Source organism: Chryseobacterium sp. Marseille-Q8038 (assembly GCF_965111995.1).
Map to the genome: position 1 here is coordinate 817,720 of NZ_CBCOPN010000001.1, position 26,374 is coordinate 844,093.

Annotated in this window: 23 protein-coding genes; 9 read left to right on the forward strand and 14 right to left on the reverse strand. The window is 37.0% G+C overall.

Going from position 1 to position 26,374, the window contains the following annotated elements; genetic code table 11:
- Window positions 1-53 precede the first annotated feature (53 nt).
- The 3 genes from ACWPWS_RS03795 to ACWPWS_RS03805 are packed head-to-tail and all read right to left on the reverse strand — an operon-like array spanning window position 54 to window position 1,911.
- Window positions 54-452, reverse strand: a complete 399-nt coding sequence (locus tag ACWPWS_RS03795; RefSeq protein WP_454045552.1) for a hypothetical protein — start codon at window positions 450-452, stop codon at window positions 54-56.
- Window positions 453-509: 57 nt separating this feature from the next.
- Window positions 510-1,451 carry a 4Fe-4S dicluster domain-containing protein gene (locus tag ACWPWS_RS03800; RefSeq protein ID WP_454045553.1) on the reverse strand — a complete coding sequence of 314 codons (942 nt, stop codon included), beginning with the start codon at window positions 1,449-1,451 and terminating at the stop codon, window positions 510-512.
- A 1-nt stretch (window position 1,452) separates the two neighbouring features.
- Window positions 1,453-1,911 carry a hypothetical protein gene (locus ACWPWS_RS03805; protein WP_454045554.1) on the reverse strand — a complete coding sequence of 153 codons (459 nt, stop codon included), beginning with the start codon at window positions 1,909-1,911 and terminating at the stop codon, window positions 1,453-1,455.
- Window positions 1,912-2,533: 622 nt separating this feature from the next.
- Here ACWPWS_RS03805 and ACWPWS_RS03810 point away from each other — a divergent pair.
- Window positions 2,534-2,956, forward strand: coding sequence for an N-acetylmuramoyl-L-alanine amidase (locus ACWPWS_RS03810; protein ID WP_454045555.1), 423 nt, complete (start codon window positions 2,534-2,536; stop codon window positions 2,954-2,956).
- A 243-nt stretch (window positions 2,957-3,199) separates the two neighbouring features.
- Here the strand turns inward: ACWPWS_RS03810 and ACWPWS_RS03815 are convergent, their stop codons facing one another.
- The 9 genes from ACWPWS_RS03815 to ACWPWS_RS03855 all read right to left on the reverse strand — a co-directional run bounded on the left by ACWPWS_RS03815 (window position 3,200) and on the right by ACWPWS_RS03855 (window position 12,918).
- Window positions 3,200-3,658 (reverse strand): hypothetical protein, encoded by a 459-nt coding sequence (locus ACWPWS_RS03815; RefSeq protein WP_454045556.1) that lies wholly within the window; start codon window positions 3,656-3,658, stop codon window positions 3,200-3,202.
- A 22-nt stretch (window positions 3,659-3,680) separates the two neighbouring features.
- Complete coding sequence (locus ACWPWS_RS03820; protein ID WP_454045557.1) at window positions 3,681-4,859, reverse strand: hypothetical protein; 1,179 nt, start codon at window positions 4,857-4,859, stop codon at window positions 3,681-3,683.
- A gap of 170 nt (window positions 4,860-5,029) precedes the next feature.
- Window positions 5,030-5,863, reverse strand: a complete 834-nt coding sequence (locus ACWPWS_RS03825) for a type 1 glutamine amidotransferase (protein ID WP_454045558.1) — start codon at window positions 5,861-5,863, stop codon at window positions 5,030-5,032.
- 32 nt (window positions 5,864-5,895) lie between these two features.
- Window positions 5,896-7,014, reverse strand: a complete 1,119-nt coding sequence (locus ACWPWS_RS03830) for a carboxylate-amine ligase (RefSeq protein ID WP_047374342.1) — start codon at window positions 7,012-7,014, stop codon at window positions 5,896-5,898.
- Between the two features lie 30 nt (window positions 7,015-7,044).
- Window positions 7,045-7,998 (reverse strand): ATP-grasp domain-containing protein, encoded by a 954-nt coding sequence (locus ACWPWS_RS03835; RefSeq protein ID WP_209784231.1) that lies wholly within the window; start codon window positions 7,996-7,998, stop codon window positions 7,045-7,047.
- 53 nt (window positions 7,999-8,051) lie between these two features.
- Window positions 8,052-8,765 carry an alpha/beta hydrolase-fold protein gene (locus tag ACWPWS_RS03840; RefSeq protein WP_454045559.1) on the reverse strand — a complete coding sequence of 238 codons (714 nt, stop codon included), beginning with the start codon at window positions 8,763-8,765 and terminating at the stop codon, window positions 8,052-8,054.
- Between the two features lie 167 nt (window positions 8,766-8,932).
- Window positions 8,933-10,147 (reverse strand): ATP-grasp domain-containing protein, encoded by a 1,215-nt coding sequence (locus ACWPWS_RS03845; protein WP_454045560.1) that lies wholly within the window; start codon window positions 10,145-10,147, stop codon window positions 8,933-8,935.
- A gap of 141 nt (window positions 10,148-10,288) precedes the next feature.
- On the reverse strand, window positions 10,289-11,704 hold the full coding sequence (locus tag ACWPWS_RS03850) for a leucyl aminopeptidase family protein (protein ID WP_454045561.1): 1,416 nt from the start codon (window positions 11,702-11,704) through the stop codon (window positions 10,289-10,291).
- 92 nt (window positions 11,705-11,796) lie between these two features.
- Window positions 11,797-12,918 (reverse strand): alpha/beta hydrolase, encoded by a 1,122-nt coding sequence (locus tag ACWPWS_RS03855; RefSeq protein WP_454045562.1) that lies wholly within the window; start codon window positions 12,916-12,918, stop codon window positions 11,797-11,799.
- 199 nt (window positions 12,919-13,117) lie between these two features.
- On the opposite strand from ACWPWS_RS03855, the gene glgB reads away from it, so the two are divergent.
- Genes glgB through ACWPWS_RS03875 form a run of 4 tightly spaced genes read left to right on the forward strand, consistent with a single transcriptional unit; the run spans window position 13,118 to window position 18,298 of the window.
- A complete protein-coding gene (glgB, locus tag ACWPWS_RS03860; protein WP_454045563.1) occupies window positions 13,118-15,064 on the forward strand; it encodes a 1,4-alpha-glucan branching protein GlgB in 1,947 nt (648 codons plus the stop codon).
- Window positions 15,065-15,067: 3 nt separating this feature from the next.
- Window positions 15,068-16,474 (forward strand): glycogen synthase, encoded by a 1,407-nt coding sequence (locus tag ACWPWS_RS03865; RefSeq protein ID WP_454045564.1) that lies wholly within the window; start codon window positions 15,068-15,070, stop codon window positions 16,472-16,474.
- Window positions 16,475-16,476: 2 nt separating this feature from the next.
- Window positions 16,477-17,013, forward strand: a complete 537-nt coding sequence (locus tag ACWPWS_RS03870; RefSeq protein WP_454045565.1) for an FEKKY domain-containing protein — start codon at window positions 16,477-16,479, stop codon at window positions 17,011-17,013.
- Between the two features lie 16 nt (window positions 17,014-17,029).
- Window positions 17,030-18,298: a glucose-1-phosphate adenylyltransferase gene (locus tag ACWPWS_RS03875; protein ID WP_454045566.1), complete on the forward strand. Its 1,269-nt coding sequence runs from the start codon at window positions 17,030-17,032 to the stop codon at window positions 18,296-18,298.
- Between the two features lie 105 nt (window positions 18,299-18,403).
- Here ACWPWS_RS03875 and ACWPWS_RS03880 read toward each other — a convergent pair whose 3' ends face one another.
- On the reverse strand, window positions 18,404-19,864 hold the full coding sequence (locus tag ACWPWS_RS03880; protein ID WP_454045567.1) for a S41 family peptidase: 1,461 nt from the start codon (window positions 19,862-19,864) through the stop codon (window positions 18,404-18,406).
- A 158-nt stretch (window positions 19,865-20,022) separates the two neighbouring features.
- On the opposite strand from ACWPWS_RS03880, the gene ACWPWS_RS03885 reads away from it, so the two are divergent.
- From ACWPWS_RS03885 to apaG, 4 genes are all read left to right on the forward strand, one after another.
- Window positions 20,023-21,063 carry an SRPBCC domain-containing protein gene (locus ACWPWS_RS03885; protein ID WP_454045568.1) on the forward strand — a complete coding sequence of 347 codons (1,041 nt, stop codon included), beginning with the start codon at window positions 20,023-20,025 and terminating at the stop codon, window positions 21,061-21,063.
- A gap of 125 nt (window positions 21,064-21,188) precedes the next feature.
- Window positions 21,189-24,005: a 2-oxoglutarate dehydrogenase E1 component gene (locus ACWPWS_RS03890; RefSeq protein ID WP_454045569.1), complete on the forward strand. Its 2,817-nt coding sequence runs from the start codon at window positions 21,189-21,191 to the stop codon at window positions 24,003-24,005.
- Between the two features lie 39 nt (window positions 24,006-24,044).
- Window positions 24,045-25,298, forward strand: a complete 1,254-nt coding sequence (gene odhB, locus ACWPWS_RS03895; RefSeq protein ID WP_105682114.1) for a 2-oxoglutarate dehydrogenase complex dihydrolipoyllysine-residue succinyltransferase — start codon at window positions 24,045-24,047, stop codon at window positions 25,296-25,298.
- A gap of 80 nt (window positions 25,299-25,378) precedes the next feature.
- A complete protein-coding gene (gene apaG, locus ACWPWS_RS03900) occupies window positions 25,379-25,768 on the forward strand; it encodes a Co2+/Mg2+ efflux protein ApaG (protein ID WP_034695467.1) in 390 nt (129 codons plus the stop codon).
- Between the two features lie 48 nt (window positions 25,769-25,816).
- On the opposite strand, the gene ACWPWS_RS03905 is transcribed toward apaG, so the two are convergent.
- Complete coding sequence (locus tag ACWPWS_RS03905) at window positions 25,817-26,371, reverse strand: 3'-5' exonuclease (RefSeq protein ID WP_454045570.1); 555 nt, start codon at window positions 26,369-26,371, stop codon at window positions 25,817-25,819.
- Between the last annotated feature and the right edge of the window lie 3 nt (window positions 26,372-26,374).

A 26,374-nucleotide genomic window follows, 5' to 3' on the forward strand; every position in this document is an offset into this window, starting at 1 on the left:
TGAACCAAAGGTTCAGCCCGATTCTTTTATCTACAGATATTGAAAAGTCCGACTTAGTTTTTATCGGAATTAGCGTAAATTTCTACTATAGTAAGATTTTCATATCCTTTTAACATATCTTCATTGGTCTTATATCTTACAGAGTCTCTCTTAATTCTTTTTTTAAGACCTGACGTGCTTTGGAATAGCTTGTTGGTAGCACTGTCATGTTCCTTAATGAAAAGTGTTATTTTGGCTGATTTCGCATTTTTATCAGAATTTCTGATATCATCAATAAACCTTATTGTGATAAAGTTATTGGCTTCAGGTGCACCTCCTCCAAAACTAACCAGTTGAATATCCAATTTTAAATCTTTTAATAGATCCTTAACTTTTTTTCCAATATAATTATTTTTTTTAGCCTCAAATCTTCCGATAGTCTGCTTTGAGGATACTTTTTCTTGTGCATTCATTTTATAAAAGAAACTTAGAGTTATCAGTAAAATGAAAGTAAATGTATTTTTCATGATCTAAGGACAGTTGGTTTGAGTGTTTGTACTAGTTCCGTCAGGATTTTTTTTGGTATCAATTTTTATTTTTCTAAAATTCCCCTGATTATCTCTTTTTAATAAAGCCATTCCGGCATCATATTTATCCAGAATATGAGATAATGACATTTCCCAGTTTCCATCAAAATCATTCCATTCGTCAAATAAAGGAGGTGGAAAATTAGGTGCAAATCCCGGAATTTGTGTAGAAGGATGGTTCTGTAGGAATTGGTTCATAGCAGCAGGGTCGGTTACTACCAGAGCATAAACTGTACCATCGGGATTCATTACATAATAGGTGCTGTAAGTATTATGCCCATTGTAAGCATTGATAAGTGAATATACGTCTCCAACTGATGGTGGAGAATCGTTGGCCGGATGTATGTGTATGCTCCCCACCGGATTTTCAAAATTGTGATTCAAAGTCATGTTGTTTGGACCTCCATGTTGTATATCGGTAGAAATAATAGCTCCATTTTGGCTTCCGAGTACATAGCCGTGCTCTTTTCCATCATTAATTCCTCCAATTGTGCTGAATGCATTATTAAATGCATCCGTTTGAGACAGCTGTGTTGCATGGGCAGAAGGCTGGGCAGCTTGTAAACAAGGATCTTTATCCTGACCATCCTGTCCGGGTTGATTGCCACCACCACCAATGGTACCGCCACCATTATTACCTCCGGGATTAGGCTCATTTAAGTAAGAAAATACCGAAGTAGGGCATACTGGAATACAGTCACCACAACCAATACATTTTTCTACATTTATAGATATCGTTACCCCTTTAAGAGAAACATATCCGCCTACATCCAAATACATTTCAGTATCATCAATAGCCTGTTCCGGACACTCCGGAACGCACATCGTACATTCTATACAATGTTCACCCTGTACCAGGATTTTTTCACCAATAATAAAAGACATCTTAAAATATTATTTCTTTTTTTGTAAAGTTTTCACTAAGCTCACTGTAATGGATATATTGAAACTTAAGTTTTGTAAAGGTATTCGGTAAGCTTATTTGGATGGGTTCCCTGAAAAGAACACATGAAAACTCATCATTCAACTTCATTATTTTTAAATTCTTATTGGTTTTATTAGTTTCGCTGATAGACTCGTTTAAAGTAATATATCCCAGGCTTACAAATTCCATAAGGATGGATTTTCTTCTGTCAAATTTTACTGATTTTGACTTTCTTCCTTTGATATCAGAGCCCTCATTAATAATGTAGATAGGCTTAAATCTTTTTTTTAATTGATCATCATTGTTGAATCTACTGATCTCATCATTAAAATTATCTTGTATGCAGGAGAGTAAAGAGGTGCCTAAGGCGGCATATAAGACTCCATGAAAAGATTTTTGAATAAATGTTTTTCTGTTCATTCTAATAGTTAAATTTTAGCTTTTGTAAAAAAAACTTTAGAACTTCCCATTCTATTGAATCATCTTGTTAAAATCCACATTAACCCATCACAATTTTGGTATTTCTCTAAGAATTTCCCAACAGGACAGGACGCTCACCTCATTTTTTTTCGCAGCAAAGATACAATAAACATAAAATAAATCACAGCTTATAGATCTTAAAAGCCTTTATTGGACGGTGTTTTGTGTTGGATCCTGATTTGTATGATGACTGTGTATGTAACCCATTGTAAAGAAAGTGAACTGATAAATAGATAATTGTATTAAACCGATGAATTCGTGAAAGAGGATAAGAAAATATAAAAAATAAACCTCCGAAACTTTGGAGGTTTGTTTCTATAAGCTTCCCCAGGTTTTCTTTATATGCTGCATTTTTTTAAGGTAAAATACAAGGGAATGAGTCATCTGCTTGTAAAGCTGATTATTTGAGTAACAAACAAGATGATGACCATCATCATAAGACCAGAAGCAATTCCTATGATGGCATCAGCTATTCAGGCATCCTGCCTGTTAATTTAAAATAGGGTGTTTTTCCTTCACTATTTTGGGAGTTACAGGTTTAATTTTGCTCAAAATAAATAAAATGAAATACATGAGAACAATCAATTACATCGTTATACATTGTACGGCAACACAACCAGATGTTAAAATAGAGAGCATTCAAAGGTATTGGAAGGAAAACCTGAAATGGAAAAACCCAGGGTATCACTATATGATAAAAGCTGATGGCGAAATAGTAAACACTTTGCCCATCGATCAAATATCAAACGGAGTTGCAGGATGGAACTCTCAAATTATCAATATATCATACATCGGAGGCATTGATAAAAGCGGTAATCCAAAAGATACAAGAACGGAAGAGCAAAAAAGATCTATGGTAAAACTGTTAAGAGAATTAAAATCAAAATTTCCTAAAGCTAAAATTCAAGGACATAGAGATTTTCCCAATGTCTATAAAGCTTGTCCCAGCTTTGATGCAAAGAAAGAGTATGCAAGTTCACAATAAGCTGTGGTACTACAAGACCATTTTTAAATAACATTATCGAAAGCATAATATACAAACAAAAAGTCAGGTCTTACGGTTTCCCGTAGAGTATGCTTACGGTCTCTCCGTATATTTACACCGTTTGTATGAACTAAAAGTACAAGTCAAGTTTTTTTAATGTCCTCCTTTGTTGGGGGATTTTTTATGATTTGCGAAGACTTCATGAATAAAAAATAAAACCTCCGAAATTTCGGAGGTTTGTTTCTATAAGTTTTCCCAGGTTTTCTTTATTTTTTGCATTTTCACAAGATAGAAATACAAAGGAATGAGTTCTAATCTGAGGGTAAAGCTGATTGCTGGATTAACAAACGGAATAATGGCCATCATAATGAGACAGATAGCAATTCCTATAATGGCATCAATGATTGCTGCCTGCGCTGCCCAGTCTTGTTCAAACCAAAGTCCATAGGCAACAATACCTTTGAAAATGAATAGGGCGCAGATCAAAAACCCTGTCATGGAATAGGGATGATTAGCATCCATCCCATATAACGATAAAGAGATATGAGTCATCAGAGAGCCTGCCATCATAAAAAAGGCAGCTAGTGCGCCTCCGATTAAAAAGATCCATAAGAAAATTTTAATCCAGGTGGGTAATAGGTTTCTTCTTCGTGTTAAACTGTGGTTTTCAAATTCTGCAAAAGCGGTTGGCTTTTCTTCCATGTAGTATTAGTTTTATAAGTTTTTATCCAAAAAAAGCATTTGAACTTCCGATCCAGATGGCATCTTTTTTATTGAAATCTACATTTACCATGGCGGCCTTAGTCATTCTTCCAAGATTTTCCAATAGGATAGGGCGTTCATCATTTTCCCGCCAAATATACAACAAACGGATCTCTGCTTTTGAAAAATCTCCGTTGATATCTTCAAAAATAGGCTCATAGTACACTTTTCTCTGCAAAATATAGTTTTCTTTATCCTGAATGGAGTCTGTAATTTCTTTTGTGGGATTTAAATTAACACCACTTCCAGCGAACGAAAATAAAGGCTTTAATACAAAATCTTCAAGGTTTTCATTTTCCGGGAATTCATGCAGGAAATAACTCTTTGGAACAAACTGATGCTGAAGTAAAGGTAAAAGGAACTTTGATATTTTAAAGAACCAATTCGGGTGAGTGATCCATTTGACATCCACGTCCTCACGGAAATTAAATTCAAGGGTAAGATCAGGAATATTGTCCAGTTCGTCAAATATAACACGGTTATAGATTCTTTTGATTTCAGTAAGCTTACCATTATTTTCGTAGTACAGCTTTCGCCCTTCTTTCTTCACTTTCGTCAGACATACTGTTTTAATTCCTAATAACTTTTCTGTCAGAGCAAAATCAATCGCAGTTTTTTGTTTTTCCGGAAAGATTTCAAGGAGAATTACATTTTCAGGATCTTCATCTCCTACAATCAGTTCTTTCAAATAGTTCTTAAATGTCTCATGAGCCATCGGATTTTTGATTTCTGAAAGGAAAGGATAGACCTCGCAGTACGTCTCTTCATATACTTTTTGAAAAGCATACAAAGAGGGAAATGCCTGAAGCTCTATCAGCTGAGGTTCTATTGCTCCGTTTTCGCTTTTGCAGACTCCAAAATCTATTGTGAAAAAATGAGGCTGATCCGTATCATTGGGAACCCGGCAGTTATCAGGAATGGCTTTTTGAAGTAATTCTGCGGGCATTGCTTTAATCTGGCTGATGATACTTTCGCTGGCATCAATAAGTTTTGCTTCAAACTCTTTAGTAAGGAAAATAGGACTTTCTGAAACTCTGAACGTTGGTTCTATTCCGCCTTTTTCAGCCAATATACCTTTTAGTTGATTGTATTTTTCATCCGAAAACGCCTGATTGTACTGTTTTCTGTATTTTGGAATCATATTTTTTTTCTTTGTGATGTTAAAAAATCGAACATTTCTGCCCGATTGTTATAGGTAGCTGGGAGCTGGGAGAGGGAAGTTTACAAGGCCGATAATCTATAGTAGGTGTTCTAAAATATGTAGCCTTAACTGATAATAACTTCCGGCATTCTTCTCCCAGCTTCCAGCTTTTAAACCAAAGTCTTAGCTTCTTTCAAAATGTTTTTTTTTGCAAACTGAAGAAATCTCGGAAGAATTTGATGTCTGGTCAGAATGATTTTGTCTTCATCATCTATTCTGTCCATGGTTTCAAGATATTTTTCCATTCCGAAGTTTTCAATCATGGCTTCTCTGTTTTTTTCATCCTTCAGGTTTTCAATCAAAGATTCAGGATTGGCTTCGGGGTGAAACTGTGTTCCGAATATCTCCTCCGAAAAACGAACGGCCATTACGGCTCTTTCAAGATTGATATGAGGTCTGAATTTTTCAATCGCCATGATGGTCATTCCAAGCTCTTCGAAACGCTGATGATCCGGTTCGATAAACTGATACGCTCTGGAATCTACGGCATAAAAAGGATCCTTAAGATTTTTGAATAAAAACTCTTCTCTGCCTTCCTCGGTTTTGTGAACAGGCATTACACCGAAAGAATAAGACTTTCTTTTGCAGATATTGCCCAGCTTCCAGTGAATACTTGCCAGCTGGAATGAATGGCAGATCAGGAAAAGATATTTTTTATCTTCATTGTATTTGTTATGCTCAAGAACAGCATCTAAAAAAGAAGCAAATCTGTCTTCCCAGGCAAGACCTTCCCGATGTGGATTTCCAGGTCCGCCCGAAGAAATGAAAATGTCAAAATCTCCGATCTCCGGCATTTCATCTTTAAATCTTACATCAAATGTTTTGATCACAACATTTTCTTCAGAGTTCTGCTGAAAAGATTCAGAAATTTCTTTAATGTTTCTAAAACCTTGGTTCACATGATTATTGTTCATGTCCAGCAGAGCAATTCGAATATCTTTCATTACATCATATTTTTTGTAAAGTTACCAAAAAATTATGAAGCGGGTTCACCATGGGTAATGCCGTACTCCGTTTCAGAGATCATATAATCAACCACTTTTGTCAGGTCGCCTGTTTCTTTAAAGATCTGAAGCTGCCTGTCTGCACCGGTTCCGTTTTCAAGAATTTTCCATGCGTATTCCACTTCATGACGACATCCCAAATCGTCTACCACATCATCAATAAACTCTAAAAGTTCTTTCAATAAATGAGGATAAGGAACGGATTCTTCTTTTCCGAAATCGATCAGATGAGCTTCGATACCACTTTTGGAGGCCCGCCATTTATTTTCGTTCAGCAGCAATCTTCTATAGCTTCTGAAACTTAGGTTTTGCTGATGAAGTTTATAAATTTTAGCAACGAGACTCTGCATGATGGCAGCAAGACATACGGTTTCATCAATTCTTAAAGGCATATCGCAGATTCTGAATTCGATTGTTGGATAGAATGGATGTACACGCAAATCCCACCAGATTTTCTTGGCATTGTCGATGGTTCCTGTTTTTACCAGAAGATCTACATAACTGTCGAATTCTGCCAGAGAGTTAAAATAACTCGGGATACCGGTTCTCGGGAATTTTACAAAAATTTCCTGTCTGTAAGATTTAAAACCTGTATATCTTCCAATCCAGAAGGGTGAATTGGTGGAAAGTGCATATACGTGAGGAAGAAAATAACGCATGACATTCTGAATTCTTACCCCTTCTTCGCGGTTGGGAATTCCAATATGGACATGCAGTCCGAAAATAAGATTTTCACGGGCTACATCTCCCATATCATCCACGATTTTTATATATCTTTCTCCCTGAGTGATATTGTTATCAGACCAGTGTGAAAAAGGGTGTGTGCCTCCTCCGGAAACACGGAGTCCCTGCTCATGGGCGATATTGATGAGATGACGCCTTAAATTTGTTAATTCTGCTCTGGCTTCCTGAATATTCTGACAGATTCCTGTTTCCATTTCAATCATGGATTCATGCATTTCATGTTTTAAATTTTCACTTAAAACCGCCTTGCCGCCCTCAATGATTTTTGAAACGTGAGAAACCAGATCTCTGCTTTCCACATCGATAATCTGATATTCTTCTTCAATTCCAATAGTAAACTGATGCATTTTTTTGTGTTTTTTAATTCTTTTTCAATGTTATTTTATGGAATTTTTCACAAAGGTTCCCCAAGTAATATTAGGTTTCCCCGGAACATATTCTTTAGCTTTTTCAATAGCCAGTTTTGCGGCGTGCTCTATGATCCAGGCAAAATTTTCTTCTCCTACAGAATTTCGGTCTGCATCCGGAGCAGGGTTGCAGAAGTCAATGGCATAAGGAATACCGTCTCTTACAGCAAATTCTACCGTATTAAAATCATATCCAAGGGCCTCATTCATAGTAATGGTGTAATCATGAATGGTTTTCAATAGCTTTTCAAGTTCTTCACCTTGAGTCTGATGCGTAGTGGCATATCTCAGATGAGGGGCATTTCTGGGTTCATAAGGCATGATGTGAACATATTTTCTGCCCAGGCAATACACTCTGTAATAATCATCAAAGATGATTTCTTCCTGTACCATCATCACCAGCTGTTCTGTTTCTCCTAGTTTGTTCCAAAGATCATCCGGATTTTCTACTCTGTAAACGTTTTTCCAGCCACCTCCGTCATGAGGTTTCATATACGCAGGAAATCCTACATAATTGAAGATATATTCCCAGTCATGAGGAAATTTCAGATTTCTGAATGAAGTTTCAGATGTATTATCCGGTCTTTCATGAGACGGAAGCAGCACCGTTTTAGGAAGCGGAATGCCAAGTTTGGACATCAGGGCATTGTTGAAGAATTTCTCGTCAGCACTCCACCAAAAAGGATTGTTAATTACATAAGTGCCATTAAGAGCTGCATTTTTCAGGTAAGCTCTGTAAAAGGGAACGTCCTGCGAAATTCTGTCGATGATCACTGCATAGCCATAATCTGCTCCCTGCTCCAGTTTATCAATGTTAACGGGCTCAGCTATGATGTCTCCACCTCCCAGTTCATTCACTTTGTCTATCAATGCCCAGGGAAAAGTGTCTTCCATACCGAAAAGAATTCCTACTTTTTTTGTCATAATTTTTGTTTTTAAGGTGGGTGTTATTTTTTCTATTTGTTTTTTTATTGTTTTTAAGAGAAAAATGCTCCTATAAATGTAGGGAAGACCATTCTCCACAGCGGCCAGTCGTGACCGATCCATTTTCTTTCATCATACCAGAATTCTATGCCTTTTACTCTCAGGATTTCAGCCATTTCAATATTTTTATCTTTGCATATATCCTGATCAGAAGTGCTGAGTACTATATGCATATGTTTGTATTTCCAGGCTTCATCATTTCTTATAAACTCTCTTGGACAGTTGAAGTAGACCAGATCATCAGAATAACCCTCCATAAAATTTCTTATAGAGAACGCTCCTGAAAGGCAAAACAGATGGGAAACCACATCAGGAAACCTGAAAGCAAAATTGGCGGCATGATACCCTCCAAAACTAGCTCCTGCAACAGCTACGCGATGGGTCTTGTGAAGCTTCTGTATGTAAGGAACGAATTCCTTGATCAGAAACTGTACATATCGTTCATAGTTTCTTATCCTTTGCTGAGGAGATATATTATCATCATAAAAGCTCCAGCTGTCGATGGTCTGTACATTGTAAAGTTTTACTTTTCCCTGTTCTATAAACCAGTTGATACTTCCGTTAAGATTAAAATCATGATTCTGGGTGTATTGTCCCTGGGAAGTTGGAAACATAATGATAGGATGGCCGTAATGCCCGGTCACTTCTACCTTGAGACTTGTTCCCAATATATTTGAATAATACTCTGTATGTTCTATGTGAGGCATTTTTCCTTGTTTGGTTTTAATATTGTGCTTTATCTACGAACCGATAATATGTTTTGCCATTTTCCAGAACTTATGCTCTCTAAATTACATTTTAGCATGGAATCTTCAGGCAGATTGTATATTATGAATTCAATAACATTTTGAATATCAATGTCACGCTTTATTTTTTAGGAACTCAATTTGTTGCTTTTGGGGGGAAGAATGTTCAGCATATCTGCATGAATTATTTCGGCGGCTGAATCTAATCTGTCCTGTACAACGGAAGCATCTCCGGATTTATAAACAATTCCTACATGATAGTCTATCGGAAGGAATTTTACCACCTCTTCACACTCAAAACTGCTGTAGTTGGGTTCTTTATCTTTGATCAGGGCGACAATCAGTCCGGAGTAGTATCCTGTAGGCGGAGAAACACTGTAATCATTTCCTCTCAGAAGGGCATCTTCAATTTTGGCCCATTCTCTCCAGATATTAATGCTGCTTGAAGCTTCTACCAAATCTGGAATATGAGCACCGCCAACTCGTGATGAGGTTTCAAGGAAATACCATTTTCCATCTTCTTTCCCACGGATAAATTCTGTATGGGTGGCCCCGTTAATCAGTCCGAAATTGGAAAGAACTCTGGCATTTATTTCTTCCAGTGCTTTAAAATCTTCTGAGTATCTTCCTAAAGTTTTGGACCGGAATACTCCGCCTTCATGGGAAACCTGCATAGGAGGAGCCAGATATTTTGAAGCTGAAGTAAAGACAATTTTTTTATTAAAAGTAAGACTGTCTACATGATAAACGTCTCCGGGTTTAAAACTTTCCAGTAAGAAAAGATGACGTTCTTCTCCTAATGTTTCCAATGCCTCATACAGCTGCTCTTTGGAAGTTATTTTCTTGATTCCGGATGCAGAGGCTTCTGAACGGGGTTTCAGAACCCATGGTGCCGAAATACGGTCTGTAAATTCATGAACTTCGTTATCATTGAATACGGCTGTAAATTCAGGAACATTGATTCCGGAATCCTTCGCTTTTTGTCTCATGGCAAGCTTATCTCTGAAATAACGGTGTGTCGTTTGTCCCATTCCGGGAATACGGAAGGTTTCTCTGATCAATGCAGCTTTTTCTACATCATAATCATCTAAGGCTACCACAGCATCTACTTTTCTGGTTTTCATCAGGTGGGAAAATCCCTGGATCAGATGGTCCAGATTCCATACGGAAGGTTTCAGCTCAGGCATATAGAATACCTCATCAATAGCATGCCACGGCCAGTTTTTTTCTTTGAGGTTTTCGGAGGTTACAAGGATGATTTTATTACCGAGCTTCTTCATTTCGTCCATAAAATCGTAGCCTTTGTAATAGCACGAAATACACACAATGGTTTTCTTCTCCATATAATGTTTTTTAAGATTTAGTGAATTTTCAAAAATAAAAGCATTTATTTATTATTTTATTAATAGAAAAAAATGAAATATTGTATGGTTTTGAAAATCCACTAATCAATTATACAGAGTTTTTTTGTAAAAAACTAATTTTTAGTGATAATTTTCAATGAAATTCACAAGGAGTGGAACTCCAAAGCCTGTTGCTGCTTTTGCGTTAGCATATCCTACACATCCAAAGGCTACTCCGGCAATATCCAGATGCGCCCATTTAGGGTGATCTTCAATGAATTGCTCTAAGAATTTCGCGGCGATAATACAATCTCCTACAGGTTTTAGGGAGATGTTTTTCATGTCAGCTACATCAGACTGAATATCGTCTTTCCAAACATCCCATAAAGGAAGATTCCATACTCTCTGATGGGTTTGATCTCCGGTTTTGATCAGGGTATTTTTTAACTCTTCATTATTGGAGAACATTGCGGCACAGGTATCTCCAAACATTCTTACAGAGCTTCCCGTTAAAGTAGCCAGGTCAATCAGGAAATCTGTTTTGTAGTTTTTGGAAAGGTAAGACAATCCGTCTGCAAGAATCAGTCTGCCTTCCGCATCGGTATCAAGCACTTCAATGGTTTTTCCGTTGTAGGCTGTGATGACATCACTTGGAAGCAGGGCTTTTTCAGAAATAGCATTATCGGTAATAGGAAGAACAGCGATGATGTTTACCGGAAGCTTCATTTCAGCAGCATAAATTAATGTTCCCAAAACGGCTGTAGCACCTCCCATATCGGATTTCATATAATGCAGGTTGGCAGAGCTTTTTATTGATATTCCTCCCGTATCAAACAGAATGCATTTTCCTACCAGACCGAAAGTTTTGGCATTTTTAACTGTAGTTTTATATTCCAGAATAGTGAAAGCTGCATCATAGGCACTTCCTTGATTAACGGAAAGATAAGCACCTAATCCAAGTTCTTCACATTTTTTTCTGTTGAATGCAGTGTATTTTAATTCATATTTTTTGGCCAGATTTTTAAGGTACGCACTTAAGATATCCGGTTTTTTAAGATTGGCTGGTTTGTTGAGCCAGTCCTGGCAGGCAGTCTGTCCGTTAACCAATGCTTCTGCTTTATGGCTGATATGATCTAATTTTTTCTGACTTAAATTTTCAAAGTGTAATTCAAATTTGGCATTCCAGAAAGCATGTTTTTTATCAAAAGGGTAGTTGTAAGTTCCTATTAACAGCCCTTTTACAAATTCCTCAAACTGCTTTTCATTCAAGAAATCAGCGAGTGTTAACGTAGGAACGGTCTGAAGTTTTTCTTTCTGAGTCTGTGAGAACCTGGCCGCTACCTGCTGAATTTCGAAATTTTGTAAGGTAGATTTTCCTAATCCGATGAAATACGTAATTCCTTCTTCATGAGCATTCACAAAGACTTCATACTTCTTTCCTGTGAAAAAGGTGGAAATATTTTTATTGAAATTTTTACTCGTTTTCGTCCACTCTTCTTCTGTAAATAAGTGAAAAATCTGAGTGTAATTTTTGTTTTTTTTATTGATTAGTTTCATAAATAGATGGTATTTTTTCTAAATTCATATAGGCTGCTGTCTTCATTGTGTTCCTGTTCGGCAGAAAGTTTTCTACAGCGGTTTTAATATGTTTAGTTTTTAATGCTTTGCTGTTGTGGTTTTACTTCCACAGGATTTTCTGTATTGTCATAGAATAGCCATTCGATAGCCCTTGGAAACTCCTGCGACCAGTAAAACTCATTATGGGTACCTTCAGGATTGATATTGGTTTTAAATTCAAAATCAAACAACTTTTTCTCTTCCCATTTTTTCAGGTACTCTTCAAAAATATGAATCCTTTTGACCATTTTGGATCCTTCCTGACCTCCTCCATAAAGATAAATTTTTGTCTTAAAAGGAACCCGGAAATTCATCATAGGGAAGTTGTTATTCGGTTCTACCCAAAGAGAAGGAGAGAAGATTAATAGCTTAGAATAGACCTCAGGGTATAGAAAACCACTATAGATGCTGATCAGTGCGCCTAATGAACTGCCTCCGATTCCCGTATTGTCACGGTCTTTTTTAGTCCTGTAATTTTCATCCACGAATGGTTTTAAAGTATCTGCAATAAAGCGGATGTATTTTTTCCCTTCAGAACCGTTAGCTACATGGTCATTATCAAAAATATATTCTTTAATTCTTTCCTCGCTGCCATGCTCTATGGCGATGATAATAAGGTCACCACGCCCATATTCTGCAAGGATAGATAGTTTTTTGTCAATTTCCCAATTTCCGAAACCACTTCCTTCATTGAATAAATTTTGTGCATCCTGAAGGTATAAAACGGGATATCGTTTATCAGTTGTATGATAATCGTAAGGAAGGAGAGCCCAGACTTTGCGGTAACGGTCAAGCTGTGGAATATAAAAGTTTTCGGAAATTACTTCTGCAGTGGGGTAATATTCTTCTTTGAAGGGTCCCCAGTTTAATCTCCATTTTTCTACGGAATCAGAAGTTTTACCCTCTGATTTTTTTGTTTTCCGGTTGGGAGTGATATTTCCATATTGATCCAGTTCTACATTCTCCCATCCACCCTTTGTGAATTTGTACTCAATATCATCAGGAAGAGCCTGGTCATCAATTTCTATAAAATAATTGGCCTGATCAATTTTTTTAAGCTGAAAACCGTAATCTTTGGGATTCCAGCTGTTGAAATTTCCGGTGATAAATACCGGTCTGTCGTCTTTTTCTTCTGTATGAATTTCAAACCTCATCGTGTGTGTTTAATAAAATATTGAGGTTAAATTTATAAAAAAGATTGTTTTGAAATCATAAAAATATGAGGTAAAAAATGATATATTTGATAGATAGACAAAACACGAAATGAAATTGACAATTATTTGATGAATAATTCATCGCTGTTGTCAGTATTTTTCGTAGTTTCAAGAAAAATATAAATACCAACCAATCTTGATGAATTCTGTTAAGACCTACACGCTTTTTACCGATCATGATGTATATCTTTTCAAAGAAGGTAGGCATTATAAGCTGTATGGTAAATTTGGAGCACATTCTGCAGAAAAAGATGGCGTAAAGGGAGTGTATTTTTCAGTTTGGGCACCCAATGCAAAAAAAGTTTCCGTGATCGGAAATTTTAATAACTGGAATCATAAAGATCATATTCTGTTTCCCCGATGGGATGAATCAGGGATTTGGGAAGGGTTTATTGAAGGATTAACCTGGGGAACATTATACAAATATGCTATTGAAACAGAAGGAGGCGAAATTCTGGAAAAAAGTGATCCCTATGCATTGAGCTGGGAACAAAATATTCAGGCAGCTTCTCTGGTTTCCACCACTTGGTATGAATGGAAGGATCAGGAATGGATGAACTCCCGTTGGGAAAGAAACAGGCTGGATGCTCCTATATCCGTATATGAACTGCACCTTGGTTCATGGGTCAGAGACGGTGATTATCCTGACCGTTTTCTGAACTACCGGGACATTGCTAAAAAGCTGGTGCCTTATATAAAAGAAATGGGATTTACCCATGTAGAATTTATGCCCGTAATGGAGTATCCTTACGAGCCAAGCTGGGGATATCAGATTACAGGATTTTATGCAGCAACTTCGCGCTTTGGTTCTCCACAGTATCTCATGTTTCTCATTGATGAGCTTCATAACAATGAAATAGGCGTTATTCTGGATTGGGTTCCGTCCCATTTTCCGGGAGATGCTAACGGGCTTCACCGCTTTGACGGCTCATACCTCTATGAACATGAAGATCCGAGAAAAGGATTTCATCCCGATTGGAAGTCACATATTTTCAATTACGGAAGAAACGAAGTCAAGTCTTTTCTGATTTCAAATGCCATGTTCTGGCTGGATCGTTATCATGCAGATGGATTACGCGTGGATGCGGTAACCTCAATGCTTCATTTAGATTATTCAAGAAATGAAGGCGAATGGGAGCCTAATATATATGGAACGAATGTAAATCTGGAAGCAAAAGCTTTTCTGCAGGAGTTCAATACAGCAGTTTACAAAGAATTTGGAAATAATATCATGACAATCGCAGAAGAAAGTTCAGATTTTCCTATGCTTACAAAACCTGTTCATGATGGCGGTGTAGGATTTGGAATGAAATGGATGATGGGCTGGATGCATGATACCCTGGATTATTTCAAAGAAGACTTTCCAAACCGTAAATTCCATCACCATAAACTGACATTTGCTTCTATGTATATGTATAATGAAAATTATATGATGCCTTTGTCACACGATGAAGTCGTACACGGAAAAGCAAGTCTGATCTATAAAATGAAAGGCGATGAATGGCAGAAATTTGCCAATCTGCGGACCTTGTATGTATATATGTATACCCATCCCGGAGCCAAGCTGCTTTTTATGGGGGATGAATTCGGGCAGACCAGTGAGTGGAATTTTACCAGAAGCCTCGACTGGCATTTATTGAAATATCCTGTTCATAAAGGAATGCAGGAGATTGTTAAAGAACTTAATCACCTGTACAGGTCAGAAACTGCCTTTTATGAGAATCAGTTTGATAAGCATGGTTTTGAATGGGTAGAAGCAGACGATCTCGAAAACTCAGTATATGTATACTTAAGGAAAGGTAAAAAGAGAGATGATGTGATGATGGTTGCCTTAAACCTTGCCCCAAAAGTATTGGATTATAAAATCGGGATTCCTGCAGGCACACACTGGGAAGTTGTTTTAAGTTCCGACGATGAAATATTTAGCGGAAGCGGAGTAAAACCTGAAATATTGGAAGAAAAATATGAAGAATGGAGAGGGCATCCGAAGACAATGACGGTGAAGTTACCTCCATTGGCAGGAATTATTTTACGGCAGAAGAAAGATAAAAAGTATAAATTACATAGAATTAAACACAAGAGATAAAGAATGGTTGTTTATCATTTAAGTACAGAATGTTATCCTGTAGCAAAAGTAGGTGGCCTGGCAGATGTAGTCGGAGCGTTACCAAAGTATCAGAATAAAATAAAAGGAATAGAGGCAAAAGTAGTGATGCCTTATTACAATAAACCTTTTGTTCATGATCACGAATTCGATGTGGTTTTTGATGGATTTATCCATCAGGGTACGAATATGCTGCAGGTTCAGGTGTTGAAAGAAAAGAGCAATGTTTTGGGATTTGAACTGTATATGGTAAGAGTTCCCGGATTATTAGACCGGGATAATCCTTACGGCTATCAGGATGAGAGCTTCCAGTTTATAGCTTTTCAGCATGGAGTGCTCCATTGGTTGTGTGCGATGGAGATTCGTCCGGATGTACTGCACTGTCATGATTATCATACAGGATTAGTGCCTTTTATGGTAGAAAACTGTTCAGAATTCAGATTCTTAAAAGGCGTAAAAACAATAGGAACCATTCATAACGGAGAATATCAGGGAATGATGAGCTGGGGAATGGCCAATTATATGCCTTCTTTTGATCATTACAAATGGGGACTGATGGATTGGAACGGATTCATGAATCCTCTGGCAAGTATGATTAAATGTGCCGATGCTTTTACCACCGTTTCCGAAGGCTATCTTGAAGAACTTTTCATCAGCTTCCGCGGACTGGAAAGTCTGGTTCGTCAGGAATTCGGAAAAGCATATGGAATCATCAACGGTATTGATACTGAAGTCTGGAATCCGGAAACCGATCCGATGCTGGATTTTAATTTTAACAGTAAAAATGCTGTTGCTCAGAAGAAAAAAAATAAAGAAAAACTCTGTAAGGAATATGGATTGAAACCCGAACTTCCTTTATTTGCTTTTATCGGAAGATTTGCCACAGAAAAAGGAGCAGACCTGCTGCCTGATGTAGTATGGCGAAGTATAAAACAAAGCTATGGAGCTTTAAATATAATGATCCTCGGCTCAGGAAATACATATATTGAAAATAAACTGAAGGAATACGACTATACGTATACCAATTTTGCCCTGGATCTGGGATATAAAGAACATCTTTCCCATAAGATATATGCCTCGGCAGACTTTCTTCTGATGCCTTCCAGAGTAGAGCCTTGTGGGCTGAATCAAATGTATTCCATGAGATATGGAACTGTGCCGGTGGTAAGATATACAGGAGGACTCAGAGATACTGTGGAAGATATTTCAACAGGTGGAGCGGGGCTTAATTTTACATATCCGGGTGTAGATGATGTTGTACATGCGATGAACAGGGCAATGGCGATTTATAATCAAAAAGGAGTCATGGAAGATCTTATCCATGCCAACATGAATTTTGACTTTGCATGGGAGAAATCTGCAGAAAAATACATAGCTTTATATAATAGCTAAATATGAGAAAGTTTTTTTTCTTTCTATTCATCATAATTCTAATTTCTTCCTGTAAAAAAGAAGATGACGGACTTCGTAATGGCTATTTCTGGCTGTACGGATCCGGTCTTAAAGATAGGTCCGGCGAAGAAGCAGCCTATGGTATTTCTGAGAAATGGAAAATAAAAACAGTGCATGCCGGAGGATGTATTATTAATGATGAATTGGAAAAAAAGATAAACAGAGCCAATAAAAAAACACTGGCTGCTATCACAAAGAAATATGGTAAAGGCTGGGAAGCAAAATATCATCAGGATTTAGAAAATTTTGTCATGAAAAGTGCAGATTTAATGGATGTTCTGATTGTAAACAAATTATTCAGGAGCAAGTTGAGAGACTATAACATTCCGATTGATGATGTGGATAAACAGGTTAAAGAACTGAATGATCAGGGAGAGTATGAAGTGGTAGTGATCAATTCAAATCTGAAATATGAAAATAAAGAATGCTTTAAATTAGCAGTAAACACTAAAAACAGAACCGTAAACTTAATAAAATAAAAAACGCAAGATATTTATGAATCGAAATGTAATCTCCATTGTTTTAGGAGGAGGCAGAGGGACAAGACTATTCCCGTTAACGTATACCAGATCAAAACCGGCTGTTCCTATTGCAGGAAAATACAGACTGGTTGATATTCCTATTTCAAACTGCCTGAATTCAGGACTAAATAAAATTCTGGTTTTAACGCAGTTTAATTCTGCTTCTCTCAATTCACATATTAAGAACTCTTATCATTTTGATATCTTCAGCAAAGGTTTCGTGGATATTCTCGCAGCCGAACAGAACGTGGAAAATGAAAGCTGGTACCAGGGAACTGCAGATGCGGTACGCCAGTCGATGAAACATCTTGAAAAATATGATTATGACTATATTCTTATTCTTTCAGGAGATCAGCTGTATCAAATGGATTTCAGGGAAATGCTCGACTTTCACATTGAAAACGGAGGCGATCTTACCATTGCTACCATTCCGGTCAATGCAAAAGATGCCACAGGTTTTGGGATCTTAAAATCCGACGACGAAGGAAATATTACCTCTTTCTATGAAAAGCCGGGTTATGATATGCTGGAAGGTATGAAATCTGAAGTTTCAGATGAAAATAAACACACCGGAAAAGAGTTTCTGGCTTCCATGGGAATCTATATTTTCACCAAAAATATCCTTAAAAAAATGTTTGATGAGGGAGCTGGCGATGATTTTGGAAAAGATATCATCCCAAGTTCTATTGGAAAATATAAGACATTAAGCTATCAGTATGAAGGTTACTGGACGGATATCGGAACCATAGAGTCATTCTACGAAGCGAATCTTGATCTTTGTCTGGATCTGCCACAGTTTAACCTTTTTTCTTCTTCTCCTATTTATACCAGAGCAAGGATGCTTCCGCCATCAAAAATCAACGGTTCCTATGTAAGTAAGGCTGTTTTTGGAGATGGATGTATTATCATGGCAGATAAAATTGAAAATTCCGTGATCGGAAACAGAACAAGAATTGATAAAGGAAGTACCATCGTAAACTCTTACGTCATGGGAGCTGATTTCTACCAAAACACAACGGAAATAGTGCTGAATGACAGAGGTGGTCGGCCTAATATGGGAATCGGGAAATACTGTTATATAGAAAAAGCAATCCTTGATAAAAACTGTTACATTGGCGATAATGTCAAAATCATAGGCGGAAAACATATTCCGGATGGAGATTATGGTACTTATTCCGTACAGGATGGGATTGTTGTTGTAAAGAAAGGAGCTGTGATTGCTCCGGGAACACATATTGGATAAGAAAAGCAAAGAATCAGAGAAAGATTTTCTGATTAAGTGGTGAATTTTTAACCAAAAAGCAAAAAAAAGAAACCTATTTAGGTTTCTTTTTTTTGCTAAGTATTTCTATTTGGAAAACAAAGTCAATGAGTATTCTAATTCAGGATCTTTTTGCTCTTTTAACGATTCTAAGAAAAAGCTGGTACTAACGGCATGATCAGGAATTACACCTGTACATTTGGCAACATTCTCTTTATCATTACTGTTAAAGAAGATTTCCGTTCTTGGAATAGAAATAACAGACTTGGTATTGGGTAGTCTGTAGGTAAGAAACCATGCGGCTGTAGTGAAATTACTGCAAGAGCCGGTTTCCTTTCCTATAATTTCCCCTCTTTTTTCACTTTTAAATAACGATGCAAAATAGGTGGCTGCAGAGAAAGTACGGTTATTGATCAGTAAAATAATTTTCCCGTCAAAAAATATTCCGTCTCTCGGGTAACTTTTTACATACGTATTATCAAGCCTTGAGTTTCCAAAATAATAATCTCCTTTTTCTGCTTTGTCAAATCGCTGTCTCATGAAATTATTCTGATCCGCAATATCTTTATCAGAATAATAACGGCTGGTTTGAGGATCTACCAGATAATCTTTATAATTGATGTCAACAACCTTAGTTCCGTACTGATATTCATTATTGAATGTTTTATCTTTAGCAATGAACGAATACAGCAAAGGGACATTGCTGATAGCTCCACCCGAATTATTACGGATGTCTATAATCAGTTTTTTAGCTTTCAGATCCTTCATTTCCTGGAAAAATTTCTTTAGCCTTTCATATAAAAAGCTTTCATCATAAGAAAAAGATTTTACAGACAAATAGTATGTTTCAGAATCAATGGAATAACCATAAATTCCATAGCTTTCTGAAATCAGATCAACAGGCAATACAGAATGCCTGCTTTCATAATAGTATCTCGGATACTTAATACCTTTCACTTTTGCAGTTTTCTGTTCTCCTTTAAGTGTTTCGTATTTCAAGGTGAAATCATTGGTCTGGTTTTTTAAGACAAAAGGAATGTAAAAAGACATATCTACATCTTCCACTTTAATATTTCCATCCGCAGCTTTAGGAACAGCCTTTAAAAGCTCTGAAGAACTTGTATTATTAATCTCAATAATCTTGCTTCCCACTTCAATAGAATAAGGATTGGATCCATTCACAAATAGTTGGCCATTCTGTACATAAGTCTGCAGAGGAAAAAAATAAAGAGAACTTAGAATGTTTTCAAAATAATTGGAATCTGCACTGAAGGAACTGTGTCCGTCCCCAATGATTCTCGCAGGATTGTTCATAAGCAGGCTGATATAGCCTGGATCTTTTTTAACAATATTACGGAGAGAATCTATTTTTTTGTCAATAATTTCCTTGCTGTGGAATCTGTAAGGATTTGGATGCTGTTTCTGAATGATGTCAACTGCGATATCAAAGTCTTTCAGGTATCCATCCTGTGGGATTTCAGAAATTGAGTATTGAGAAAATACAACTGATGATAACAAAACCAATGGAAATGTACATAACTTCTTCATAAAAATAAAATTAAGGCGTTCCAAAAAACAATATGCATACCATACATACCACAGATTATTTGATATTAATCATTAAATCAATATTTTTTTAATGCATTATTTTTTTTCAAAACAATCTGTATATTGTTCACTCTTTTTATTTGTATTATTTTTGTGCGATGCGTATTTTTAAAATTTTAGCGGTAATTATTATTCTTTTGGGAGGAGCTTATGCTGCTTCCATGTATTATTTTGTGGATGAAAGTAAAAACTTTACCATTGAAAAAGAGATCGATTATCCGGTGGAGAAGGTTTTTGTTCAGTTTAATAACCTTCAGAATTTTACGAGATGGAATAACTTTTTTACCAGCTCATCTTCTATAGATATTGATTATTATACGCCTTATGAAGGGCAGGGAAGCGCCATCAGTTATGTAGATCCTAAAAATAATACCGATGGAGAAATGTTCATCAGGTATGAGAACCTCAATAAAACATTGAAATACCAGCTGTTTGAGGATGAAAATGAAAATCCAACATTAGTTGATGTTAAATTTAAGCCGGTTTCTGCAGAAAAAACAAAGATCATCTGGTACGTACACACCCCGAAACTTTCTGTCTGGAAAAGAGTGGAGAACTTCTGGACTGAGGATCGTTTTGCTGAGAATATCAACAAAAGTATGGCGAATCTTAAAAATTCTTTAGGAAATAAAGTAGAAAAAGATAACCAGATGGCGGCTATTAAGTACGACAGTCTCATGGTAGAAAATGAAGAAGACAAACTGCTGCTGGGAATCAATGTAAGTACTTCGAATAAAAAAGATGCGCTCTACAAAAATATCGTGATGAATTATAACAAAGTATATAATTTCGTAACGATGGACCTTGGAAAAAGAGATGATGAATTCGGATATCCTATTCTGATTACAGACGCAGATAATTACAAAGACAAAGAGGTTTCTTATTTCCTCGGAATTCCACTTTCTAAGAAAATTGGAGTGTCTGACAATAATTTCAATTTTAGGTCCGTAAATCCGTCTCAAAATTACGTAATGTACTACAAAGGGAACTATGAGGGACGAATTCGGGCAATCCAGCAACTGATTCAGAAAGCCAAAAAAGATGAGATGCGCTTCGGAGATATCCGTCAGACCTTTATTGAACGTCCGATGGAAGGACAGGAGGTGAATGTTAAACTCTCATTATCAGTGTATAAGTAATTTTTTCTTAATTTATTTTTTCTTAAGTTTTTTTAACGGTTTCAGACTGTTCTAACTCGGTTTTTTTTATTAAATTTGAAGATTAATTCTACAAATAAATTTTAATAAATAGATAAACTGTAATAATGGACAGATTTTCATTCCTAAACGCAGCTCATTCTCAGTTAATTGAGGATTTATACCAACAGTACTTAAAATTCCCGGACTCTCTAGAACCATCATGGAAAGCTTTCTTTCAAGGCTTCGATTTTGCTTTGGAGAACTACGGAGATGACGATAACATTCAGTTTATTCAGGCTCCGGCCAATGCTGCTCCGGCAGTACAACAACAGATTTCTCAGGCAGTATCAAACGGAGAAGTTCCTGAACATATCAAGAAAGAATTTAAAGTAGTCAACCTTATTGAGGCTTACAGAACAAGAGGGCACCTTTTTACAAAGACTAACCCAGTTAGAGAAAGAAGACACTATACACCTACTTTAGACATCGAAAACTTCGGTCTTTCTAAAGAAGATTTAAATACAAAATTCAACTGTGCTGTAGAAACAGGAATGAAAGAACCTGCTACTTTAGCAGATTTGATCAAACACCTTGAAAGCATCTACTGTGATTCTATCGGAGTAGAATATACGTACATCAACAATGTTGAAGAAAAAGATTTCATTAAAAGATGGCTTCAGGTAAATGAAAACCATCCAAGCCTTTCTGCAAACGAAAAAACAGAAATCTTATTAAAATTAAACCAGGCGGTTGCTTTTGAAAACTATCTTCACACAAAATTTGTAGGACAAAAAAGATTCTCATTAGAAGGTGGTGAAACATTAATCCCTGCTTTAGATCAGCTGATCTCAAGATCTTCTCAGTTAGGAGTAGATGAAGTGGTATTAGGAATGGCTCACAGAGGTAGACTAAACGTACTGACGAATATCTTCGGAAAATCTTACAAGCAGATCTTCTCAGAATTTGAAGGAAAAGAATTCGAAGAAGATGTATTCTCAGGAGATGTTAAATATCACTTAGGATCATCTAAAAAGATCAAAACGGCTTCAGGAGAAGAAGTTTGCATCAACCTTACGCCAAACCCATCTCACCTTGAAACAGTAGCTGCCCTTGTAGAAGGTATCTGCCGTGCAAAAGTAGATGACAAATACAAAGATTACTCTAAAGTATTGCCAATCATCATCCACGGTGATGGTGCTATTGCTGGACAAGGTATTGCTTATGAAGTGGCTCAGATGATGACATTGGAAGGATACAGAACAGGAGGTACCGTTCATATCGTTGTAAACAACCAGGTTTCATTTACTACGAACTACATGGATGCAAGATCTTCAACGTACTGTACAGACATTGCAAAAGTTACAGAATCTCCTGTAATGCACGTAAATGCTGACGATGCTGAAGCGGTTGTTCACGCCATCCACTTTGCTGCTGATTTCAGAGCAAAATTCGGAAAAGATGTGTATATCGATCTTTTAGGATATAGAAAATATGGTCACAACGAAGGTGATGAACCAAGATTCACTCAGCCTAACCTTTATAAAACCATTTCAAAACACCCGAACCCAAGAGAAATTTATAAAGATAAATTGCTTAAAGACAGCATTACTTCCAACGATGTAATTGCTAAAATGGAAACGGAATTCAAAGCGCTCTTAGATAAAGATTTTGATGCTTCTAAAGAGATTGAGAAAAACGTAATGGATGTGTTCATGGCTGAAGATTGGGTAAATTATCCAATTGGTAAGAGAGGAGCAGTTCAGTTACCGGTAGATACAAAATATGACTTAGCGAAGCTGAAAGAATTGGCGCTTAAAATGTCAACACTTCCAGCTGATAAAAAGTTCATCAATAAAATTACAAGACTTTTCGATAACCGTATCAAAGCTATTGATGGTAACTCATTAGACTGGGCGCTAGGAGAGTGGTTAGCTTATGCAACACTTCTTGTAGAAGGTCACAATGTAAGAATCTCAGGGGAAGATGTAGAAAGAGGAACATTCTCTCACAGACATGCTGTGGTAAAAACTGAAGATACAGAAGAAGAATATATCCCATTAAGACACGTTTCTGAAAGCAGATTTGATGTATTCAACTCCCACCTTTCAGAATATGGTGTTCTAGGTTTCGATTACGGATATGCAATGGCTTCTCCAAATACATTGACAATCTGGGAAGCTCAGTTCGGAGATTTCGTGAACGGTGCTCAGATTATCGTTGACCAGTATTTAGCTGCGGCAGAAGAAAAATGGAAAATCCAGGACGGATTGGTAATGTTATTGCCTCACGGTTCAGAAGGACAGGGTGCAGAGCACTCTTCAGCAAGATTGGAGAGATTCCTTACCCTTTGTGCTAACGAAAACATGGTGGTAGCAAATATTACTTCACCTGCCAACTACTTCCATTTATTAAGAAGACAGTTGAAATGGGCATTTAGAAAACCATTGATTGTAATGAGTCCTAAATCTCTATTGAGACATCCTAAAGTGGTTTCTCCGCTTGAAGATTTTGCAAACGGTGCATTCCAGCCAGTATTGGACGATCCAACAGCAGATCCTAAAAAAGTTGAAAAAGTAGTTCTTTGTTCAGGTAAACTGTATTTCGAATTACTAGCGAAGAAAGAAGAATTGAACTGTGAAAATATCGCATTAGTAAGATTTGAGCAGTTATATCCGCTACAGGCAGATGTTATTGAAGCCATCTTCAACAAATACGAAAATAGAAAACAATTAGTATGGGCTCAGGAAGAACCTGAAAACATGGGGGCTTGGTCTTATATCCTGAGAAATTTCAGAGATACAGGAATCCAGGTAGTAGCTCCGGTACCAAGTGGTGCTCCGGCTCCAGGTAGCCACAAAATGTTTGAGAAAAACCAAAATGCAGTGATCAACAGAGTTTTCGACAGAGATGATGCTCCTGCAAAAAGACCAGTTACAGCTTAATTTAAATAATATCCAATTAAAAAATAAAAAATACTCGATATGTCAGTTTTAGAAATGAAAGTTCCTTCACCGGGCGAATCAATTACAGAAGTTGAAATTGCAACTTGGCTTGTAAAAGATGGTGATTATGTAGAAAAAGATCAACCTATCGCCGAAGTGGATTCAGATAAAGCAACTCTTGAATTGCCTGCAGAACAAAGTGGTATTATCACTTTAAAAGCAGAAGAAGGTGATGTAGTACAAGTAGGTCAGGTAGTTTGTTTAATTGATATGGATGCTGCAAGACCAGAAGGTGCTGCACCTGCTGCTGAAGCTCCAAAACAGGAAGAAGCTCCAAAAGCTGCTGAACCTGCTAAACAAGAAGCTCCGAAAGCTGCTGCTCCGGTAGCGGCACCACAAACTTATGCAACAGGAGCTCCATCTCCGGCTGCTAAGAAAATCCTTGACGAAAAAGGAATGGATGCTGCTCAGGTTTCAGGAACAGGAAGAGATGGAAGAATCACTAAAACTGATGCTGAATTAGCAGCGGTTCCTGCATTAGGAGGAAGCCCTATGACAGCTACAGGTGCAAGAACTACCACTACTACTAAACTTTCAGTTTTAAGAAGAAAAATCGCTCAAAGACTGGTTTCTGTAAAAAATGAAACGGCAATGTTGACGACTTTCAACGAAGTGGATATGTCTGAAATCTTCAGATTAAGAAAACAATATAAAGAAGAATTTGCTCAAAAACACGGAGTAGGACTTGGTTTCATGTCTTTCTTTACAAAAGCAGTGACAAGAGCATTACAAATGTATCCGGATGTAAACGCATCTATTGACGGAGACTTCAAAGTAAACTACGACTTCTGCGATATCTCAATTGCGGTTTCAGGTCCTAAAGGATTAATGGTTCCGGTATTGAGAAACGCTGAAAATATGTCTTTTGCAGGAGTTGAAGCCAACATCAAAGATCTTGCTGTAAAAGTAAGAGACGGTAAAATTACTGTTGATGAAATGACTGGTGGTACTTTCACAATTACCAATGGTGGTACTTTCGGATCTATGATGTCTACTCCAATCATCAACCCTCCACAATCTGCAATCTTAGGAATGCACAACATCATCCAGAGACCAGTAGCTGTTGATGGACAGGTAGTAATCAGACCAATGATGTACGTAGCAATGTCTTATGACCACAGAATTATCGACGGTAAAGAATCTGTAGGATTCCTTGTAGCGGTAAAAGAAGGTATCGACAATCCTGTTGAAATATTAATGGGAGGTGACGAAAGAAAAGGCCTTGGATTATAGTTTTTAATGAAATTATAACATAATATATAATCTCGCCTCAAAAAAGGCGAGATTTTTGTATTTATTAAGAAAATGCTACAATGATGTTTTCAAAAATGACTTCCAATATCAAAGTTTCAGTTATACCTGAATATGATAGTAAAAACAGTTATCCATCCGAAAACCGTTACGTTTTTAAATACAATATTACGATAGAAAATGACGGAAGCTTTCCTATCAAAGTATTAAAAAGAAAATGGCTGATCTTCGATGTCGGATTCGGATACACAGAAATTATAGGCGATGGGGTAATCGGATTGACCCCTGAGATAGGAACAGGCGAAAATTTCGCTTACTTCTCTAATGTAATGCTTCGTTCCGGAGTAGGAAATATGAGCGGAAAATACCTGGTTAAAAACATGGAAACACAAGAGACTTTTGAGATTGATATTCCAAAATTCAATCTACTGTCTGAAGTGTTGAGTAATTAATGATTGATATAGATTGCAGACCAAGAACCCGGGTTCAATAGTCTGCTATTAAAGCTTTTTGATTTTTGCTTTCATATAATCGTTAACTTCATCATTACTGGTGAGGAAGAGTTTCTCAAATGCCAGTAAAGAAATCTTGGCACATACTTCAGCATCAGCCCCTGCTCTGTGGTGGGTAAAATCAATCTTATGATATTCAGCTAATGGTTTCAGTCCATATTTCGGAAGATAATTCCATGATTTCTTAGCAAGCTGAATACTGCACAAATAATTTAATTTTGGGGTGAACATCCCGTAATGCTCCAGACATCCTCTTAAAACAGAAGCATCGAAGCCCGCATTATGAGCAATCATAAGGCTACCGTACATCATTTCCTGAGCTTCATGCCATATTTCATCAAAAGTAGGAGCATCTTTCACGTCCTCAGGATGAATCCCATGCACTGCAATATTGAATTTACTGAAATAAGGAAAACTCGGAGGTTTTATCAGCCAGGTTTTTGTTTCAACAATTTTTGAATCCTGTACCACACAAATTCCCATCTCACAAGCTGAACTTTTCTCGTGAGTGGCCGTTTCAAAATCTATTGCACAGAAATCCATTGT